Annotated in this window: 16 protein-coding genes; 11 read left to right on the forward strand and 5 right to left on the reverse strand. The window is 72.4% G+C overall.

Annotated features, from left to right (window positions below; translation table 11 throughout):
• Nucleotides 1-92 precede the first annotated feature (92 nt).
• The 5 genes from BBH68_RS11330 to cseC all read left to right on the forward strand — a co-directional run bounded on the left by BBH68_RS11330 (nt 93) and on the right by cseC (nt 4,993).
• A complete protein-coding gene (locus BBH68_RS11330) occupies nt 93-1,136 on the forward strand; it encodes an HhH-GPD family protein (RefSeq protein WP_079150918.1) in 1,044 nt (347 codons plus the stop codon).
• Nucleotides 1,137-1,423: 287 nt separating this feature from the next.
• Nucleotides 1,424-2,053 carry a SigE family RNA polymerase sigma factor gene (locus tag BBH68_RS11335; RefSeq protein ID WP_065961324.1) on the forward strand — a complete coding sequence of 210 codons (630 nt, stop codon included), beginning with the start codon at nt 1,424-1,426 and terminating at the stop codon, nt 2,051-2,053.
• Nucleotides 2,041-2,967, forward strand: coding sequence for a hypothetical protein (locus BBH68_RS11340; RefSeq protein WP_079150919.1), 927 nt, complete (start codon nt 2,041-2,043; stop codon nt 2,965-2,967). Before BBH68_RS11335 ends, BBH68_RS11340 begins: the two co-directional genes overlap by 13 nt.
• 9 nt (nt 2,968-2,976) lie before the next feature.
• Nucleotides 2,977-3,681 carry a two-component system response regulator CseB gene (gene cseB / locus BBH68_RS11345; protein ID WP_065961325.1) on the forward strand — a complete coding sequence of 235 codons (705 nt, stop codon included), beginning with the start codon at nt 2,977-2,979 and terminating at the stop codon, nt 3,679-3,681.
• 13 nt (nt 3,682-3,694) lie between these two features.
• Nucleotides 3,695-4,993, forward strand: coding sequence for a two-component system sensor histidine kinase CseC (gene cseC / locus BBH68_RS11350; protein ID WP_065961326.1), 1,299 nt, complete (start codon nt 3,695-3,697; stop codon nt 4,991-4,993).
• A 149-nt stretch (nt 4,994-5,142) separates the two neighbouring features.
• On the opposite strand, the gene BBH68_RS11355 is transcribed toward cseC, so the two are convergent.
• Nucleotides 5,143-6,816, reverse strand: a complete 1,674-nt coding sequence (locus BBH68_RS11355) for an MDR family MFS transporter (protein ID WP_281182477.1) — start codon at nt 6,814-6,816, stop codon at nt 5,143-5,145.
• A 160-nt stretch (nt 6,817-6,976) separates the two neighbouring features.
• Here BBH68_RS11355 and BBH68_RS11360 point away from each other — a divergent pair, with 160 nt between their 5' ends.
• Complete coding sequence (locus BBH68_RS11360) at nt 6,977-7,633, forward strand: TetR/AcrR family transcriptional regulator (protein WP_065961328.1); 657 nt, start codon at nt 6,977-6,979, stop codon at nt 7,631-7,633.
• A 104-nt stretch (nt 7,634-7,737) separates the two neighbouring features.
• On the opposite strand, the gene BBH68_RS11365 is transcribed toward BBH68_RS11360, so the two are convergent.
• The gene (locus BBH68_RS11365) at nt 7,738-8,568 is read right to left on the reverse strand and encodes a M23 family metallopeptidase (protein ID WP_065961330.1); all 831 of its coding nucleotides are present in this window, start codon (nt 8,566-8,568) and stop codon (nt 7,738-7,740) included.
• A 489-nt stretch (nt 8,569-9,057) separates the two neighbouring features.
• Between BBH68_RS11365 and BBH68_RS11370 the strand changes: the two genes are divergently transcribed.
• Together BBH68_RS11370 and BBH68_RS11375 are read left to right on the forward strand one after the other, a co-directional pair.
• A complete protein-coding gene (locus BBH68_RS11370; RefSeq protein ID WP_065961331.1) occupies nt 9,058-12,123 on the forward strand; it encodes an NACHT domain-containing protein in 3,066 nt (1,021 codons plus the stop codon).
• A gap of 38 nt (nt 12,124-12,161) precedes the next feature.
• Nucleotides 12,162-13,052: a bifunctional helix-turn-helix transcriptional regulator/GNAT family N-acetyltransferase gene (locus BBH68_RS11375; protein ID WP_065961333.1), complete on the forward strand. Its 891-nt coding sequence runs from the start codon at nt 12,162-12,164 to the stop codon at nt 13,050-13,052.
• 23 nt (nt 13,053-13,075) lie between these two features.
• On the opposite strand, the gene BBH68_RS11380 is transcribed toward BBH68_RS11375, so the two are convergent.
• Nucleotides 13,076-13,741 (reverse strand): DUF4097 family beta strand repeat-containing protein, encoded by a 666-nt coding sequence (locus BBH68_RS11380; protein WP_065961334.1) that lies wholly within the window; start codon nt 13,739-13,741, stop codon nt 13,076-13,078.
• A gap of 260 nt (nt 13,742-14,001) precedes the next feature.
• Between BBH68_RS11380 and BBH68_RS44480 the strand changes: the two genes are divergently transcribed.
• Together BBH68_RS44480 and BBH68_RS11390 are read left to right on the forward strand one after the other, a co-directional pair.
• The gene (locus BBH68_RS44480; RefSeq protein WP_065961335.1) at nt 14,002-14,718 is read left to right on the forward strand and encodes a helix-turn-helix domain-containing protein; all 717 of its coding nucleotides are present in this window, start codon (nt 14,002-14,004) and stop codon (nt 14,716-14,718) included.
• A 189-nt stretch (nt 14,719-14,907) separates the two neighbouring features.
• The gene (locus BBH68_RS11390; RefSeq protein ID WP_065961337.1) at nt 14,908-15,855 is read left to right on the forward strand and encodes an aldo/keto reductase; all 948 of its coding nucleotides are present in this window, start codon (nt 14,908-14,910) and stop codon (nt 15,853-15,855) included.
• Between the two features lie 110 nt (nt 15,856-15,965).
• Here BBH68_RS11390 and BBH68_RS11395 read toward each other — a convergent pair whose 3' ends face one another.
• On the reverse strand, nt 15,966-16,346 hold the full coding sequence (locus BBH68_RS11395; protein WP_065961338.1) for a peptidase inhibitor family I36 protein: 381 nt from the start codon (nt 16,344-16,346) through the stop codon (nt 15,966-15,968).
• Between the two features lie 230 nt (nt 16,347-16,576).
• On the opposite strand from BBH68_RS11395, the gene BBH68_RS11400 reads away from it, so the two are divergent.
• On the forward strand, nt 16,577-17,473 hold the full coding sequence (locus tag BBH68_RS11400) for an arginase family protein (protein WP_065961339.1): 897 nt from the start codon (nt 16,577-16,579) through the stop codon (nt 17,471-17,473).
• Here BBH68_RS11400 and BBH68_RS11405 read toward each other — a convergent pair.
• Nucleotides 17,392-18,933, reverse strand: a complete 1,542-nt coding sequence (locus tag BBH68_RS11405) for an MFS transporter (protein ID WP_245738007.1) — start codon at nt 18,931-18,933, stop codon at nt 17,392-17,394. The two genes, BBH68_RS11400 and BBH68_RS11405, sit on opposite strands and share 82 nt — an antisense overlap.
• Nucleotides 18,934-18,992: the final 59 nt, after the last annotated feature.

Genomic DNA, 18,992 nt, shown 5'->3' on the forward strand with positions numbered 1-18,992 from the left:
TGACACGCCCCCGGCCTCCGCGCGGCTGACACGCCCCGGCGGGGCCCGGGGTTTCCGGGGCGGGCGGCGGGCGTGCCAGGATCGTCGGTGACATGACTGCCATCTCCGCCGCCTCCCCCACGCCCTCCGCCGACCGCCCGAACCGTCCCGAGCGCGCCGACCGTCCCGAGCACGCCGCCCGCCCCGAACACGACGCCGCCCGCCCCGGCGGGGCCGCGGGTGCCGACGGGTCCGTCCGCCCCGACGGGTCCGCGGGCGCCGGCGGGGCCGCCCTGCACGGCCCCGTCATCGACTGGTTCGACGCCCACGCCCGCGACCTGCCCTGGCGCCGCCCCGAAGCCGGCCCGTGGGGCGTGATGGTCAGCGAGTTCATGCTCCAGCAGACCCCGGTGAACCGCGTGCTGCCGGTCTACGAGCAGTGGCTCGCCCGCTGGCCGACCCCCGCGGACCTGGCCGCCGAGCCGCCCGGCGAGGCGGTCCGCGCCTGGGGTCGGCTCGGCTATCCGCGCCGCGCGCTGCGCCTGCACGGCGCGGCGGTGGCGATACGGGAGCGGCACGGGGGCCGCGTACCGAGCGACCACGCCGAGCTGCTGGCGCTGCCGGGCGTGGGCGAGTACACGGCGGCGGCCGTGGCCTCCTTCGCGTACGGGCAGCGGCACGCCGTCATGGACACCAACGTCCGCCGGGTCTTCGCCCGCGCGGTCAGCGGCCGGGAGTTCCCGCCGGACGCCACGACCGCCGCCGAGCGCAAGCTGGCCCGCGCCCTGCTCCCCGCCGACGAGCCCACCGCCGCGCGCTGGGCCGCGGCGACGATGGAACTGGGCGCGTTGGTGTGCACGGCGCGCACGCCCGACTGCGCGCGCTGCCCCATCACCGCGCAGTGCGCCTGGCGCGCGGCCGGCTCCCCGGCGCACGACGGGCCGCCGCGCCGCGGCCAGACCTACGCGGGAACGGACCGTCAGGTGCGCGGCAAGCTGCTCGCGGTGTTGCGGGAGGCGGTCGCCCCGGTGCCGCAGGCGGCGCTCGACAAGGTCTGGCACGAGCCGGTGCAACGGGCCCGCGCGCTGGACGGGTTGGTCGCCGACGGCCTCGTGGAGCCGCTGGACGGCGGGCTCTACCGGCTGCCCCTGACCTGACCGCCGAGCTGACCGCCGAGCTGACCGACGAGCTGGCCGTCGGCCTGACCGCCGCGGCGGGGTTCCGCCCCGCCGCGGCCGTTTCTGTGACAAGGCTGTGACACGGCCACGACCCGACTCTGACACTCCGTCCGAACGGGCCCGACTGTTACACAACCTATGGGTAGCTGTGCATTCGCCGCAGGTCAGATGCACATCACGCCGCAACAGCCGCTCCGTAGCGTCCTCTCCGTGCTCGGCGCCCGCCGGGCACACAGGTGGGGAACACAGCGGGATGGAGGCTGCGGATGTCCGGCAGCGGCAAGGTTCTGGATTTCGAAGAGTACGTGCGCAACCGGCAGGACGCGCTGCTCCGCAGCGCCCGCCGCCTGGTTCCCGACCCGATCGAGGCACAGGACCTCCTCCAGACCGCGCTGGTGCGCACCTACGGCCGCTGGGACGGGATAGCCGACAAGTCGCTGGCCGACGCCTACCTCCGCCGGGTCATGATCAACACCCGCACCGAGTGGTGGCGCGCCCGCAAGCTGGACGAGGTGCCGACCGAGCAGCTGCCGGACGCGCGGGTCGAGGACGGCACCGAGCAGCACGCGGACCGGGCGCTGCTGATGGACATCCTCGGAGTGCTGGCTCCCAAGCAGCGCAGCGTCGTCGTGCTGCGACACTGGGAGCAGATGACCACGGAGGAGACCGCGGAGGCGCTCGGGATGTCGACCGGCACGGTCAAGAGCACGCTGCACCGGGCGCTGGCCCGGCTGCGGCAGGAGTTGGAGAGCCGCGAGCTGGACGCCCGCGCGCTCGGCCGCCCGGAGGGCCGCCAGGACCGGCAGCCCGCGCTGCCCGGGCCCCGCCGGATCCGCCAGACCCCGCAGGACCGGCGCCGAGGCCACGAGCGGGGGCAGGAACGGTGCGCGGCCTGACCAGGGCCTCTCCTCCCAAGGCCGCCCCACGGCAGGCCGCCTCTGACCACTCCGGCCCGGACCGCGCCGCCTCGGACCAGGCCGCCTCGGACCACTCCGGCCCGGACCAGGCCTCCCCGGACCGCGCCGCCTCGGACCAGGCCTCCCCCCATCAGGCCGTCCCCGGCAAGCCGGCCTCCGGCAGGCCCGCCCTCCGCAGCAGCGCCCGCCGCATCGCCCCCCGCAGGGCCGCCCTGCTCACGGGCGGCGCGTTCGTCGGCTTCGCCGCCGTCGGCGGGCTGATGCTGGCCGGATGCGGGGCCGGGAGCCAGGGCCTGCGCAAGGAAGGTCCGGCGAGTACCACGTGGCCGTCGGAGCAGGCCGACTCCTCGGGCTCGTCCGCGTACGAGTCCTCCCCCGCCTCCACGTCGCGCAAGCAGAAGGTCGACGCCGTCGCGCTGGTCAAGAAGGACCCGAAGGTCAGCGAGCGGCTGAAGGCCAACCTGAAGCCCTGCGGGAAGAGCACCGCGACGGCCGCGACCGGCGCCAAGAACCCCTCGAAGTCGAAGGGCTACCCGGTCGACGTGGCCTACGGCCGGCTGACCGGCGCCACCGCCTCGGACCTGGTGATCAACATAACCACCTGCACCGAGGGATTCGGCATCGGCTCGTATGTGTACCGCAAGGTCGGCGGGGCGTATGAGAACGTCTTTATGGACGAGCGCCCGCCCGTCTACGCCGACATCGCCAAGGGCCACCTCCGCGTCACCAAGTTGATCTACACAGCCAACGACTCGGTCTGCTGTCCCTCGGGCGAGGACGTGACGACGTACCGGTGGGCCGAGACGCGCCGGCAGTTCCTCGTGTCCGACCGCAAGGTCACCAACGCCAACGAGGACGAGACGCCCGCGCCCGACGACGGAACGGAAGGCTGAAGCAAGGCCGTGGCCGAAACCCATGTGCTCTTCGTCGAGGACGACGACGTCATCCGCGAGGCCACCCAGCTCGCCCTCGAGCGCGACGGCTTCGTGGTGACCGCCGCGCCCGACGGGCTGACCGGGCTGGAGCGGTTCCGGGCCGACCGGCCCGACATCGCGCTGCTGGACGTGATGGTGCCCGGGCTGGACGGGGTGAGCCTGTGCCGCCGGATCCGCGACGAGTCCACGGTGCCCGTGATCATGCTGTCGGCGCGCGCCGACTCGATCGACGTGGTCCTCGGGCTGGAGGCGGGAGCCGACGACTATGTGACCAAGCCCTTCGACGGGGCCGTCCTGGTCGCCCGGATCCGGGCCGTGCTGCGCCGCTTCGGGCACGCGAGCGGGCCCGGCCGGGGCAGGGACGCCGAGCCGGAGGAGCCCGACGGCGGGGTGCTGCGCTTCGGTGACCTGGAGGTGGACCCGGAGGGGATGGAGGTCCGCAAGGCCGGCGCGCAGGTCGCGCTGACGCCGACGGAGATGCGGCTGCTGCTGGAGTTCTCCGCCGCGCCGGGCACCGTGCTCTCGCGCGACCGGCTGCTGGAGCGGGTGTGGGACTACGGCTGGGGAGGCGACACCCGGGTCGTGGACGTCCATGTACAGCGGCTGCGGGGGAAGATAGGCCAGGACCGGATCGAGACGGTCCGCGGCTTCGGCTACAAGCTCAAGGGCTGAGGGCCGAGCCGGGATGGTGAAACTCGCCCTGCGCACCGGTCTGCGCTGGAAGGTCAGCCTGGCGATCGCCGCCGTGAGCGCACTGGTGGCCGTCGCGCTGAGCCTGGTCGTGCACAACGCGGCCCGCGTCTCGATGCTCGACAACAGCCGCGCGGCGATGAACGAGCGGGTGCAGTCCGCCCAGCGGATGTACGAGAAGTACCGGATCCTCGGGTTCGGCGCGAAACTCGACGACGAGCGGCTTCCCGAGCAGCTGAAGAAGGAGGCCGCGCGCGGGCTGCGCGCCACCTACCTGGGGAACACCGGCGCCGCCGGCCCCGAGGTGTGGGCGTCGGTGCCGCTGCGGGACGGCCGGGTGCTGTCCGTGCACACCCAGTTCAACGACCGCGCCCGGGTGCTTCAGGACCTCGACCGCGTCCTCGTCCTCGGGTCGGTGTCGGTGGTCATGGGCGGCATCGCGCTGGGCGTGCTCATCGGCGATCAGCTCTCGCGGCGGCTGCGCAAGGCCGCCACCGCGGCCCGCAAGCTCGCCGAGGGCGACTCCGAGGTCCGGGTGCGGGACGCGATCGGCGGCCGGGTGCGGGACGAGACCGACGACCTGGCGCGTGCGGTGGACGGCATGGCGGAGGCGCTGCAGCAGCGGCTGGAGGCGGAGCGGCGGGTGACGGCCGACATCGCGCACGAGCTGCGCACCCCCGTCACCGGCCTGCTCACCGCCGCCGAGCTGCTGCCGCCGGGCCGCCCCACCGAGCTGGTACGGGACCGGGCGCAGGCGATGCGCCAGCTGGTCGAGGACGTCCTGGAGGTCGCCCGGCTGGACGGCTTCGCGGAGCGCGCCGAGCTGCAGGAGATCGCCCTCGCCGAGTTCGTCTCCCGCCGGGTGCGCGTCGCGGCCCCCGAGGCCCGGGTCACCGTGTTGCGCGACGCCCATGTCTCCACCGACCCGCGCCGCCTGGAGCGGATACTCGGCAATCTGCTGGCCAACGCCGCCCGGCACGGCAAGCCGCCCTTCGAGGTCACCGTCGAGGGGCGGGTGCTGCGCGTCCGCGACCACGGGCCCGGCTTCCCCGAGGCGCTGCTGAAGGACGGGCCGAGCCGCTTCCGCACCGGCAGCAAGGACCGGGCCGGCACCGGACACGGCCTGGGCCTGACCATCGCCGCGGGCCAGGCGCGGGTGCTGGGCGCCCGGCTGACGTTCCGCAACGCGGAGCCGACCGCGGAGGGGCGGGAGGGCGCGGTGGCGGTGCTGTGGCTGCCGGAGTCCGCGCCCACCAACACGGGGAGCTTCCCGGTCATCGAGGTGCCGGACTGAGGGGGCTGGACTGAGGGGGCTGGGCTGAGGGGCCTGCCCGACGTGCTTCGCCGACGCGAGCCCGTACGAACAGCCCGTACGAACGCGCGAGGCGCGGCCGGTGCCACCGCACCGACCGCGCCTCGTGTTTTCCGTCCCCGTACGCCGGGTCAGACCGCCTCGACCACCGGCGTCTGGCCGGCCGGGGTCTGGTCCTGGCCCTGGTCCTGGCCCTCCTTCCGGGACGTCGGGGCGGACCCGCGCAGCGGGACCTCCTTGATGAACCAGGCGGCGAGGAAGCCGACGACGCTGATCACCGCGCCCCACAGGAAGACCTGGTGCGCCCCGTCCGCCACCGCGTGGGTGTACGCGTCCCTGATCTCCGGGGCCAGCTTCTTCAGGCTCTCCCGGTCGAGCTGGGCGCCACCGGAGGTGATCGCCGCGCCCTTCTCCCCGACCCGGGCGATCATGGTGTCCCGCACCTGGTTGGTGAAGAGGGCGCCGAGGATGGCGACGCCGAAGGAGCCGCCGAGGGTGCGGAAGAGGGTGGCGGAGGAGGAGCCGACGCCCATGTCCTTCATCTCGACGCTGTTCTGCGCGATGAGCATGGAGGTCTGCATCAGGAAGCCCATGCCGGCGCCGAGCACCGCCATGTAGATGCCCGAGGTCAGGCGGGTGGTGCCGGTGTCCATCAGGGCCAGCAGGAACATGCCCACCACCATCAGGCCGCCGCCGAGGATCGGGAAGATCCGGTACTTGCCGGTCTGGGTGGTGACCCGCCCCGAGATCAGCGAGACGGCCAGCATGCCCAGCAGCATCGGGAGCAGCAGCAGGCCGGAGTTGGTGGCGGTGGCGCCCTGGACGGTCTGCTGGAAGAGCGGGAGGAAGGTCATCGACCCGAACATCACGAAGCCGGTGAGGAAGCCGATCACCGTGATGAGCGAGAAGTTGCCGTTACGGAAGATGTGCAGCGGCAGCACGGGCTCGGCGACCCGGCGCTCGACGGCCACGAAGGCGATGAGCGCGGCGACGCCCAGCACGCCGAGACCGATGATCTGGGCCGAGCCCCACGCGTACTCGTTGCCGCCCCAGGTGGTGATCAGCACCAGGGAGGTGATGCCTATGGTGAGCAGCGCGGCGCCGATGTAGTCGATCCGTGCCTGCGCGCGCTTCTTCGGCAGGTGCAGCACCGTGGTGATCGCGGCCAGGGCTATCGCGCCGAGCGGGACGTTGATGTAGAAGATCCAGCGCCAGCCGAGGTGGTCGGTGAGGGTGCCGCCGACCAGCGGGCCGCCGATCATGGCCACGGCCATCACACCGGCCATCATGCCCTGGTAGCGACCGCGCTCCCGGGGCGGGACCAGATCGCCGATGATCGCCATCACGCCGACCATCAGACCGCCGGCGCCCAGGCCCTGAAGGGCGCGGAAGCCGATCAGCTGCCCCATGTCCTGGGCGGCCCCGGACAGGGCCGAGCCGGCCAGGAAGACGACGATGGACGTGAGGAACATGCCCTTGCGGCCGTACATGTCGCCGAGCTTTCCCCAGATGGGGGTGGAGGCGGCGGTCGCCAGGGTGTACGCGGTGACCACCCAGGAGAGGTGGTTGAGCCCGCCGAGCTCGCCGACGATGGTCGGCATCGCGGTGCCGACGATCATGTTGTCGAGCATCGCGAGCAGCATGGCGATCATCAGCGCGAAGATCACTACGCCGGTGGAGCGGGGCTTACGGCCCGACGCCGCCTCCGCGCCGGGCAATGCCGCCTCCGCGCTGGACGGCGCCGCTTCCGCGTCGCGCCGCGGCGACGCGGAAGGTACTCCGCCTTCGGACTGATTCTGGGACATGCTCTCCACTTCCCCCTGGGGTGCGGCCGATCGCTGTGCCCGGGCTACTTACTTGCCGCCCGGCTAGTTGAGTACAGTGGAGAAGGTACGGCGTCTACTAGCCGGGCGTCAAGTAAGTTTTGTTCGGCCCCGCGAGGCCCCACGACCACAGGAGAGCACCATGGGCAGCACACCGCAGGCGCGCCGGGGCGACACCCGGCAGCGCATCCAGGACGTGGCCTTGGAGCTCTTCGGCGAGCAGGGGTACGAGAAGACCTCGCTGCGCGAGATCGCCGAGCGGCTCGAGGTCACCAAGGCCGCGCTGTACTACCACTTCAAGACCAAGGAAGACATCCTCATCAGCATCTTCCAGGACCTGGCCCGGCCGCTGGACGAGCTGCTCGACTGGGGCCGCGGGCAGCCCCGCACCCTGGAGACCAAGCAGGAGCTGGTCCGCCGCTACAGCCTGGCGCTCGAAAACGCCCTCCCGTTGTTCCGGTTCATGCAGCAGAACCAGGCGGCGATGAGCCATCTGCGCCCCGGCGAGACCCTCAAGGACCGGATGCTCGCCATGAGCGACCTGCTGAGGGATCCCGAAGCCCCGCTGACCGACCAGGTCCGCGGCCTCAGCGCGCTCTTCGTCATGCACACGGCCCAGTTCGCCATGCAGCACCTCGAAGCCGACCCCGAGGAGAAGCGGAAGGCCATCCTCGAGGTCGCTCTCGACCTCCTGGCACAGGCGAACGCGGGGGAAAAGCCCGGAGCGTCCGGAGCCCCGGACGCGGCCCCGGACGCGCCCAACACCCCCGACGCACCCGACGCACCCGACGCACACTGAAGACCCCGCGCCCGGCGCGGGGTCTCAGCGCCGGGGCGGGGTGCTCGGGGGGCGGGGCGGGGTGCCCGGAGGCGGGGGTCAGCGCCCGGCCGTGCCCTGGTGCCTCAGATCTTGACGCCGTGCGAGCGCAGGAAGGCCAGCGGCTCGACGGCCGAGCCGTAGTTCGGCGTCGTACGGATCTCGAAGTGCAGGTGCGGGCCGGTGGTGTTGCCGGTGTTCCCGGACAGACCTATCTCCTGACCGGTCGTCACGGTCTGGCCCACCCACACCTTCACCTGCGACAGGTGGGCGTACTGGGAGTACGTGTTGTCGTCGTGCTTGATGACGATGGCGTTGCCGTACGCGGGGCCGTCGCCGGCGCCGTTGCCGCCGGCCTTGACCACCACACCACCGTGGACGGCGCGCACCGAGGTGCCGCTCGGCACGACGAAGTCCTGACCGCTGTGGTTGTGGGCCCAGAGGTTGCCCGCGAGACCGAAGGCGGCGCCGATCGAGTAGGAGGCGACCGGCGTCTCCCAGGAGCGGGCCTTGGCCTCGGCGGCCTTCTTCGCCGCCTCCGCGGCCTTCTGGCGCTCCTCGGCGGCCTTCTTCGCCTTGGCCGCCGCCTCTTCCGCCGCCTTCTTCTTGGCAGCGGCGAGCTCCGCGGCCTTCTTCTTGGCCGCGGCCTCCTTGGCGGCCTTCTCGGCGGCCGCCTTCTTCGCCGCCGCCTTCTCCGCGTCGATCACCTTCTGCAGCGCGTCGGCCTGGGCCTGCACCGACTTGCCGAGGGCACCGGCCGGAGCCACCGACAGCGCGCTGTTGCTCTGCGCGGTGTCCGCGGCGAGCGCGACGCCCGCCCCCAGCGCCAGCGAGGCCCCCATGCCCGCGACCAGTACGGCGGCGCGGGAACGCAGAGCGGACTTGCTCGAATAACGGGATTTGGCGCGCGGGGACATAGGGGGGCTACCTCCAGAAACATGGGTGAGTCCCGGCCGGGGACCGGAACAGACGTTCTTTGTTAACCCGGCGGGGCCATGAGGCCAACCCGCGTCACTACTAATCCGCGCCGTACGAAAAGGGGTCGCACCCGCAATTCCGCCAGGGTCCGGGGCCCGGTTCGATATCCCTGATCATGCGCTCACGCATCAGAAAGTCCCACCTCGGTCACCCCTGCTGACCTGCGTGGATTCCGCAGTGTGGGGCCAGATCCGCAAACCCGGGCGACCGCGCCCGACGTGTGCGCGCCCCATAGCCGAAGGCACTCACTATTTTCCGTAGTAGGGCCCCGGCGGTCTGTGTGCCATATCACCGCGCCATAAGATCGCCGATCACCGCCCCGGCCATTCGATGTCCGTTTCGGGACCAAAGACCATACGGCCCCGGTACGCTGTCCGGTCAGAAGCCGCCGGCCACCGCGCCGCACCAGCCATCGGGGGGATGAGGACGTGGATCCCGCAACCATCGGCGTTCGCCTCACCTCGGCCGCCGTGACGCCGCTGATCAAGAAGCTCTTCGTGCAGGAGGGCCCCGGCGCCGCTCTGGTCGACCAGCCGGTCCGCGTCTCGGGGCTCGTCTCGTTCAAGGGCGAGAAGCGCACGCTGACGGAGAAGAACCTCCAGAAGATCGCCACCCAGCTGGTGCAGCGCGCGGTGGAGACCGCGGGGCCGGGGGAACGACCGTGTCCCGCCGACGAGGACGAGATCGTCGCCATGCACCTGGCGACCACACTCCAGGCGCTGGGCGACCTGGACATGGACGATGTGCAGGCCGTGCGGCTCGGCCATCAGGCCCTGGCCCGCATGCTCATCGACGCCACCCTGGCCAAGGGCAACAAACTCTTCCTCAGCCACGCCGCGACGGCGCTCTACCGGCGCCTCGTGGACACCGCCTGCCTGCACATCCTCCACTTCTTCACCCAGCGCTCGACCTTTGTCCACCGCACCCTCGTCGAACAGAGCGGTCAGCTCGCCGACCTGATCACCAAGGTCGACATCTTGATCGAGCGCATCCCCTCCCAGCCGGCCGAGGACGCGGGCTTCGAGAAGGACTACGGCCACTTCGTACAGAAGAAGTACGGGACGCTGACCATCGTCGGCATCGACCTCAGCTACGCGGAGGCCAGCTGGCCCCTGGACGCCGCGTATCTGAGCCTGGAGGCGATCGCCCCGACGCGCGACCGGGCCGCCGCCGCTTCCGGCGAAGCCACCGCGCCCGACGGTGACACCGCCGCGCTCGGCGGCCAGGTCGCCGCGCCCGTCCCCGCCGACCAGGCCCTCGCCGGCCACAGCCGGGTCCTGCTGCGCGGCGTCGCGGGCTCCGGCAAGACCACCCTCGTCCAGTGGCTCGCCGTCTGCGCCGCCCGCCAGGAGCCGCCGCGCGGCATGGAGCAGCTCATCGGCCGCGTCCCCTTCGTCCTGCCGCTGCGCACCATCGCCCGCCAGGACACCCTCCCCACCCCCGACCGCTTCCTCGCCGCCGTCCACAACCCCCGGCACGCCGCCCAGCCCACCGGCTGGGCCGACCGCGTGCTGAGCGCCGGGCGCGGGCTGCTGCTCATCGACGGCATCGACGAGATCCCCGAGCGCGACCGCGAGCGCACCCGCGCCTGGCTGAGCGATCTCCTGCTCGCCTACCCCGACAACCTCTGGCTGGTCACCTCCCGCCCCTCCGCCGTCGCCGACGACTGGCTGGAGACCGAAGGCTTCGCCGAGTTCGCCCTGGCCCCCATGAGCCACGACGACCTCGGCGCCTTCATCGACCGCTGGCACGACGCCGCCCGCGCGACCTGCCGTACCGCCGAGGACCGCGCCGCCCTCGACGGCTACCAGTCGGCCCTGCACACCGCCGTACGCACCAAACCGGACCTCGGGCTCCTCGCCACCAACCCCCTCATGTGCGGCCTGATCTGCGCCCTCCACCGGGCCCGCCGCGGCTATCTGCCCCCCGGCCGCAAGGCGCTGTACGATGCGGCGCTGTCCATGCTCCTCACCCGGCGCGACACCGAGCGCCACATCTACGCCCCCGGCGACGACCAGCTCGACGAGGAGCCGCAGGTCCAGCTCCTCCAGCGGCTCGCGTACTACCTGATCCGCAACGGTGAGGCGGAGCTGGACCGCGCCCAGGCGGAGCGCATCATCGACGACGCGCTCCCCTCCGTCCCCTCGGCCGCCACGCTCGGCGACGCCCCGCGCATCCTGAACCACCTGCTGCTGCGCAGCGGTCTGCTCCGCGAGCCGTCCGTCGGCACGATCGACTTCGTCCACCGCACGTTCCAGGACTTCCTCGGGGCGAAGGCGCTCGTGGAGGCATGGGACTTGGGCCTGCTCATCAGCCGTGCCACCGACGCCCAATGGGAGGACGTCTTCCGCATGGCGGTGGCCCACGCCCGCCCCCGCGAGCGCGGCGCGCTGCTGACCAAGCTGCTCGAGCGAGGCAGTAACCAACCCGCCGTACGAACCCGGGTCCACCTCCTGGCCATGGCCTGCCTCGAGCATGCCGCCGACCTGAATCCGCGCGTACGCGACCTGGTGAAGCGACACGCGGACGAGCTGATCCCGCCCAAGGACGCGGCCGCCGCCCGCGACTTGGCCGACGCCGGTCGTCGTCTGGTCCTTCAGCTGCTCCCACCGCCGGCCGAACTCACCATGGACCATGCCTACCACTGCGTGGTCACCGCCTCCCATGTCGGCACCGACGCGGCCATCCCCTATCTGTCCCAGTTCGCCGACCACCCCGGCCTTCTCGTCCGCTCGCAACTCGCCACGAGCTGGGGACGGTTCGACACCGAGCGCTATTTCACCGAGGTGATTTCCCGCCTCGACCCGGACGGCCTCTACTTCGTGGCCGAGACGCAGGAACACCTGCGTCTGCTCGACAGCACGGGCGGCGTGACGAAACTCCAGCTACGGGGCGACTTCGGCGAGGACGAGCTGCGCACCAGCCCCTCCCTCAGCCGGCTCACCCACCTCAGGCTGGACCGCAACGACGTCCTCACCGACCTGGGCGCCCTGAGCCACTTGAAGAGCCTGCGCACCCTGGTCCTCACCGCGTGTTCCCGGGTCCAGGACCTGACGCCGCTGTCCGCCCTGTCGCTCCAGAGCCTCGACTTCTCCCCGTGGCGCGTGGGCACGTCCGGGAAGGAGTTCCCCCAGGGCCTGGGCACCCTGACGACGCTGCGGCACCTGAAGATCAACCTTGAGTCCTCCGTCATGCCGCCGCGCGCCTTCCCGGCCGGGGTCACCTGGCTCGACCTCCACGTCTACGACCCCGACCTGGACACCACCTGGATCGCCGAGGCGTTTCCCGACCTCCGCCGGCTCGGCATCACCTTCCGCAGCAGCCCCGACACCGGCCGCCTCGACCTCACCCCGCTCGCCGCGCTCTCCTCCCTCGAGGCCGTCTCCGTGGCCCGCGCGGAGATCACCGGCGCCGAATCGCTCACCGGCGTCACCGTCAAGGTGCTCGACGCGGTGCCCCGGCGTACGGGCGTGCCGGCCGACCCCGTGGGATGACGTTGGAGACTCCACGATTCTCTGACTAAAGTCAGAGAATGGATGTGTCGCAGATCGAGCAGGTGCGGCGGTTCAACCGCACCGTCACCGAGCGCGTGGGCGTGCTCCACGACCGCTACCTGGGCCGCGACCGGCCCATCGGCGAGGCCCGGCTGCTCTGGGAGATCGGCGACCGGGGCCAGGACGTACGCCGGCTGCGCGAGCGCCTCGGGCTCGACTCGGGCTATGCCAGCCGGCTGCTGCGCGCCCTGGAGAGCGACGGCCTGGTGACGGTGGAGCCACACCCGGAGGACCGGAGGGTGCGCACCGTCCGCCTCACCGACGCGGGCCGCGCGGAGCGCGCCACCCTCGACCGCCGCAGCGACGAGCTGGCCGGCTCCCTGCTGGAGCCGCTCAACGCCGCCCAGCGCGCCCGGCTGGTGGCAGCCATGGCCGAGGTCGACCGGCTGCTGACCGCCGCGACGGTCATCCTGGACCCCGTCGACCCGGACCACCCCGACGCCCAGCACTGCCTGCGGTCCTACTTCGCCGAGCTGCGCGAGCTCTTCGACACCGGCTTCGACCCCGCGCGGAGCCTGCTGCCCGACGCGGGCGAGCTGCGGCCCCCGCGCGGCCTGTTCCTGGTCGCCCGGCTGCACGGCGAACCGGTCGGCTGCGCCGGCCTGAAGCTGCCGCCAGGCGCCCCGGCCGAGATCAAACGCATGTGGGTCGCCCCCCACACCCGCGGCCTCGGCCTGGCCCGCCGCTTCCTCACCGAGCTGGAGGCGCGGGCGGCCCGGCACGGCTGCGACGTCCTGCGTCTGGACACCAACAAGGCGCTCGACGCCGCGATCGGCCTCTACCACTCCGCCGGCTTCCAGGAGGTCCCGGCCTTCAACGACGAGCAGTACGCCCACCACTGGTTCGAGAAGCGGATCCCCCAGGGCTGAGCGAGCCCTGCCGCGTCCCCCCTTCAGAGGCTGAGGGCGGTGATGTCGCCGTGCGAGGTGGTGGCGCGGATGTCGAGGTCGGCGGTGCCGTCGTTCTTGAGGGAGTTGCTGACGCGCCCGTAGCCGGTACCGGCATCCAGGGCGGCCGAGACGCCGGCGGCGGCGGTGACCGAAATATCGCCGGACTCGGTGCGGAGCACGACCGCGCCGCGCATGGCCTCGGCGATCCGGATGTCGCCCCGCGCGGTGCTGATCTCCGCCGGGCCGCCCAGCCGGCCGACCTCGACATCACCCTCGGTCGCGGTGAGGCGGACGCTCGCGGCCTCATCGATCTTGATCCGGCGGTACGCGCCCTCGAAGGCGACGTCGCCGAGGCGGCCCACGCCGCGGAGCTCGGAGCTTGCGGCCTTGGCCTCGACGTGGGAGCCGACGGGGAGCTGGACGGTGACCTCCACGGATCCAGAGCCGCCGAAGAGCTGGCCCTTGGGCTCGGGGGCGTGAATCCGCAGGACACCGTCGGCGTACGCGACGGTGGTCTGCTCGGCGGTCTGGACGTCGCGGCTCGTGGAGGGGTTGGCGGGCCGGACCTCGACGATGGTGTCGACGCGGGGGGCGGCGATGAACTGGACGCGCCCGGCGGGGATGTCCAGGACGGCGGTGATCGGGGCGGGGGTGTCGAACTTCTGCATCGGGTTCTCCTGTAGTGCGTTCCTTGTTTCCAACAACAGAAACGCTACGTTGCTTTCCATTCGCCAGCAACATCCTCGTTGCATCAAATCAACGTTTATGCAGCTCACCAGCCAGAATTCATTGCAATGATATTGACAGCAATGCAACGATCCCGATCGAGATCATTGCAATGAGTGAGGAGTGAACGCTATAGTCGGGGGACCGGGGACCACCACGACGAGCACATGTCGAGCACACGACGAGCACCGAGGAGATCGCGATGCCAGGAGGCAGGCTCACCCAGCAGGAACGCCAGCAGATCGCGCTGGGGCTGGCCGACAGCCTCCCCTACGCCGAGATCGCCCGCCGCCTCGACCGTCCGACCTCGACCATCACGCGCGAGGTGATGCGCAACGGCGGCCCCACCGCCTACCGCGCCGACCTGGCCCACCGCGCCACCGAGCGCCGCGCCCACCGGCGCAGGCCGGCCGCCTCCCGAGGGCCGGAGTCAGCCCGCCAGGCTCACGGCCGCGACACCGAGGCCGTGTCCGAGTACGAGGAGACGCTCACCACCGTCCTCATGGGCTCGGGCCTGCCCAAGATGGCGGCCCGGGTGCTGACCTGCCTGTTCACCACCGACGCCGGCAGCCTCACCGCGTCCGAACTCTCCCAGCGCCTCCAGGTCAGCCCGGCGTCCATCTCCAAGGCGATCGCCTTCCTGGAGAGCCAGAGCCTCGTGCGCCGAGAGCGCGGCGAACGCCGCCGCGACCGCTACGTCGTCGACGACGAACTCTTCTACCAGGCGACGATCGCCAGCGCCCGTGCCAACGACCAGCTCGTCGAGATCGCGCGCCAGGGCGTCACCGTCCTCGGTCCCCACACTCCGGCGGCCGCCCGCCTGGAGAACATCGCCCGCTTCCTCGACTTCATCAGCGAAAGCATCACCCGCGCCGCCGAACAGGCCCGCGAAGTCCTCCACCCCGAGCCCAAGCCCTGAAGCCTCCTTCGACAGAGCGTTCACCCCTCATCCCGAACTCCTGGAGCGCTTCGACCTCACCCCCGCGACCCGCCCCACCGGCCTTGCCATGGAGCGCACTTCAATTGCCACCCTGACCGGCACGGAACGCATGTCCTCACCGTTCGCCGTGCGCCATCACCACCGCCATCGTCAGGGAAGGACCGAGCTGTGCCCGATGTGAAGTTCGCGCTGGGAACCATGGGATTCGGCACCAAGGTCGACCCCACCACGTCGTCAACCCTCCTCGACCGCTTCGCGGACGCCGGCGGGACGTTGGTCGACACGGCCAACTGCTACGCCTTCTGGTCCGACCCGAGCGGTCGCGGCGGGCACAGCGAGGAGGTCATCGGGCGGTGGCTGGCCCGCCGCCCCGGCCGGCGGGACCAGATGTATCTCAGCACCAAGGCGGGCGCCCAACCCGTCGGCCCCGGCGACTGGCCGGCCAACCGCGAGGGCCTGTCCGCACCGCGGATCAAGGCCGCTGTCGAGGGCAGCCTGCGCCGGCTGGGCACCGACCGGATCGACCTGTACTGGGCCCATATGGAGGACCGTACGGTCCCTGTGGAGGAGACCGCCGAGGCTTTCGGCGCGCTGGCGGCCGAGGGCGTCGTGGGCCGGCTGGGGTGCTCCAACCACCCGGTGTGGCGGGTCGAGCGGGCCCGGCAGACCGCCAGGGACCACGGCTGGGCCGGGTACACCGCGTTTCAGCTGCGCCACTCCTACCTCCAGCCCCGCCCCGGCGCGCCGGTGCCCGACCAGTCCCACCGGTTCGGCTGGGTCACCGACGAAGTCATCGACTACGTCGACAGCGAGCCGGACCTGTCCCTGTGGGCGTACACCGCCCTGCTGAACGGCTCCTACAGCCGCCCGGACCGCCCCCTTCCCGATGCCTACGACCACCCCGGCACCTCCCGGCGGCTGGCGGCCCTGGACACGGTGGCCGGGGAACTCGGGGTGAGCCGCAACCAGGTCGTCCTGGCCTGGCTGATCGGCGGACAGCCGGCCATCACCCCGATCGTCGGCGTCAGCGACGTGGAGCAGCTGGACGAGGCACTCGCCGGGGCCCGGCTGCGGCTTCCCGCCGAACACCGGCGCCTCCTCGACGAGACGGCCTGACGGCCGGCGACCCGGCGCTGCGCGCCGCCCCATGACTCATGTGCGGCGCGCGGCGAAGCGGGGCGCGCCCCCAGGGGCCCGCCCCGCCCGATGCGCCCGCGCCCCGCGCCCTACTGGGGCTTGAACGAACGGATCTGGTAGTTGCCCTGCAGATTGCCGCCCGCGCCCGCGGAGGTGGACCCTAGGCGGGAGTGGTAGTTCGTCTTGCTGTAGTACTGCTTCCGCCGGCCCGTTCCGTTCCACACGGAGCGGACGTTCCGGCCGTTCCGGATGAAGGAACAGTCATCGGCGGTGTTGGCCTTGCTGGCCTGCTGCCACTGGCATCGGGTGCCGCCACCGTTCCAGTCGCTGTAGATGCAGAAGTATCCGGCGGTGCAGTTGTAGGCCGCCGGGGCGGCCGGCGTCGCGGGGGTCGCGGTCGCGGTGGGCACGCTCGCGAAGGCAGCGGCCAGGGCGGCCGAGACGAGGGCGAATGAGCGGATACGAGGCACGACAAGGGCTCCTTCCTTGCACGACTGCCCCGGCCGGGCACCGAGCGCCCGGCGCGGAGCACATGACACTCCCCGCAGTGTGCTCGCACGGACCAGGTGCTTTGCCGGAGCGCCGCCGGAGTACCGCCGGAGCGCTGCTTGAGCGCTGTCGACATGGGAGTTCGACATGGGAGTTCCGCCGGGAGCGAAGGCCCTGGTCCCACCGAAACCCCGCCCGACAGACTGGGCCGATGCGCCGCCTCGTCGTGATCGATGCCCCGTCCAACCTCGGCCTGCGACCGCCCGCCGAGGGCACCGTGCCCGGGTGCTACAAGCTGGCGGGCGCGCTGCGGGAGCAGCGGCTTCCGCAGCGGCTCGGGGCGCACGAGGGCGGGGTCGTCGTACCGCCGCGCTACGACCGCGGCGGCTGGCAGGAGGGCGACGGCGTGTTCAACGCCGAGGCGATCGCCGCGTACACCCGCAAGCTCGCCGACCGCGTCGAGCGCCACGTCCGGGCCGGGGACTTCCCCGTGGTCCTGGGCGGGGACTGTTCCATCCAGCTCGGCGCCTCGCTCGCGCTCCGGCGCATCGGGCGGTACGGACTCGCCGTCATCGACGCCTCCGCTGACTTCCGGCACCCCGGGAACTCCGAGCGGATCGGCGCCGCGGGCGGCGAGGAGCTGGCCCTCGGGACCGGCCGCGGGCAGACGGACCTGACGGACATCGAGGGGCTGCGGCCGTACCTGAGGGACGAGGACGTACGGGTCCTGGGCATCCGCGACTACGACGAAGACCGGGCCGAGCTGGCCCAGTTGAAGATCATGAACGCGTCGGTCGGGGAGATTCGGGAGCGGGGTCCGGAGGATCTGGCACGGGAGGTGCTGCGGTCCCTGGAAGCGCCCGTGACCGACGGGTTCTGGGTGCATCTGGACGCGGACGTGCTCGACCCGTCCGTCATGCCCGCGGTCGACAGCCCCGACCCCGACGGACTCCTGCCGGAGGAACTCACCGCCCTGCTGCGGACCTTGGTGCGGTCGGAGCGCTGCGTCGGCCTCAACGTCACCATCTACGACCCCGACCTCGACCCCGACGGCTCCTGCGCCGCCCTCCTGGCCGACCTCCTCGAGCGCTCCTTCGCCCGTCCCTGACCCCGGCCCCGCCCCTGCCCCGGCCGCAGGAGCAGCGCCGCCAGGGCGGCGGTCAGAGCCACGACGGCCGCCGCCACCAGGGTGACGACCGTGAAGCCCCGGTCGTACGCGTCGCGCGCCGCCGCGTGCAACAGGTCGGCGGCGGGCGCGGGGAGGTGGTGGGCGGCGGTGTCGGCCGCGCCGATCGACTCCCGCGCGGCGGCGTGTGCCGCGGGCGGGACGCCGGGGACGGAGGAGGGCAGCGCGGCGCGGTAGGTCGCGGCGAGGGCGGTGCCAAGGGCCGCGACGCCGAGGCCCGCGCCGAGTTCGAAGGACGTCTCCTGGATCGCGGCCGCCTCCCCGGCGCGGTCCGGGTCCGCCGAGGACATGATGGCGTCCGCGCCCAGGGTCATCACCACGCCCGCGCCGAGCCCCGAGGCGAGGAGGGCGACGGCGGTCACGCCGTGGTGCCCGGGCCCGCCCCCGGCGCACAGGAAGAGCAGCGCGCCGGAGAACAGCGCGAGCGCCCCGGTGAGCGCCCGGCGGTTGCCCCAGCGGCGCGCCGCCAGTGGCGCGAGGACCGCGCCCACCGCGTTCGACGCGGCCAGGGGGAGCAGCAGGAGCCCGGCGCGCAGCGGCGACGCACCGCCCACGAGCTGGAACCACTGGGTGAGGAAGAAGAGCAGCGCCGTGTAGCTGCCGAAGCAGCCGAGGACGCACACGGTGGCGGCCGTGAAGCGGCGGTCGGCGAACAGCGAGACGTCCAGCAGCGGCTGCGGCCGCCGGCGCTGCCGCCATACGAACCAGACCAGCAGCGCCAGGCCCACGGCGCCCGCGAGGGCCGGGCCCGCCCCGGGGCGCGGCTGCGCTCCGGCTTGTTTGAGGGCGTAGACGACCCCCGCGAGACCGGTGACGGACAGCGCGACGCCCAGCAGGTCCCAGGGGCGGGGCAGCGGGTCGCGGGACTCGGGGATCAGCCGGGCCCCGGCCACCAGGATCACCGCGACCACCGGCACATTGACCAGGAACACCGAGCCCCACCACCACCGCTGGAGGAGCGCCCCGCCCACCAGCGGGCCGATCGCCGCGCCCACGCTGTGGGCGGCGGTCCACACTCCCAGGGCCAGGGCGCGTTCCCGGCCGTCGGGGAAGACGACGCGGATGATCGCGGCCGTCGAGGCCATGATCATGGCCGTCCCGGCGCCGAGCAGCGCCCGGGCGAGGATGAGCTGCCCGGAGGTCTGGGCGAAGGCGGCGCCGGCCGAGGCGAGGCCGAACAGCGCGAACCCGGAGAGCACCAGGCGCTTGCGGCCGATCCGGTCGCCCAGTGTTCCGCAGGTCACCAGCAGCGCGGCGACGGTGAGCGAGTAGATGTCCACGATCCACAGCAGCCGTACGCCGCTGGGGTGCAGCTCCCGGGTCAGGCTCGGGATCGCCGCGTGGGTGACGGTCAGGTCGATCCCGGACAGCAGCAGGCTCACGCACAGCACCGCCAGCACGGCCCACCGGCGCCGCCCCTCCTGCGGCGGGGATCCGGCAG

Source organism: Streptomyces sparsogenes, assembly GCF_001704635.1.
Classification (GTDB): Bacteria; Actinomycetota; Actinomycetes; order Streptomycetales; family Streptomycetaceae; genus Streptomyces; species Streptomyces sparsogenes.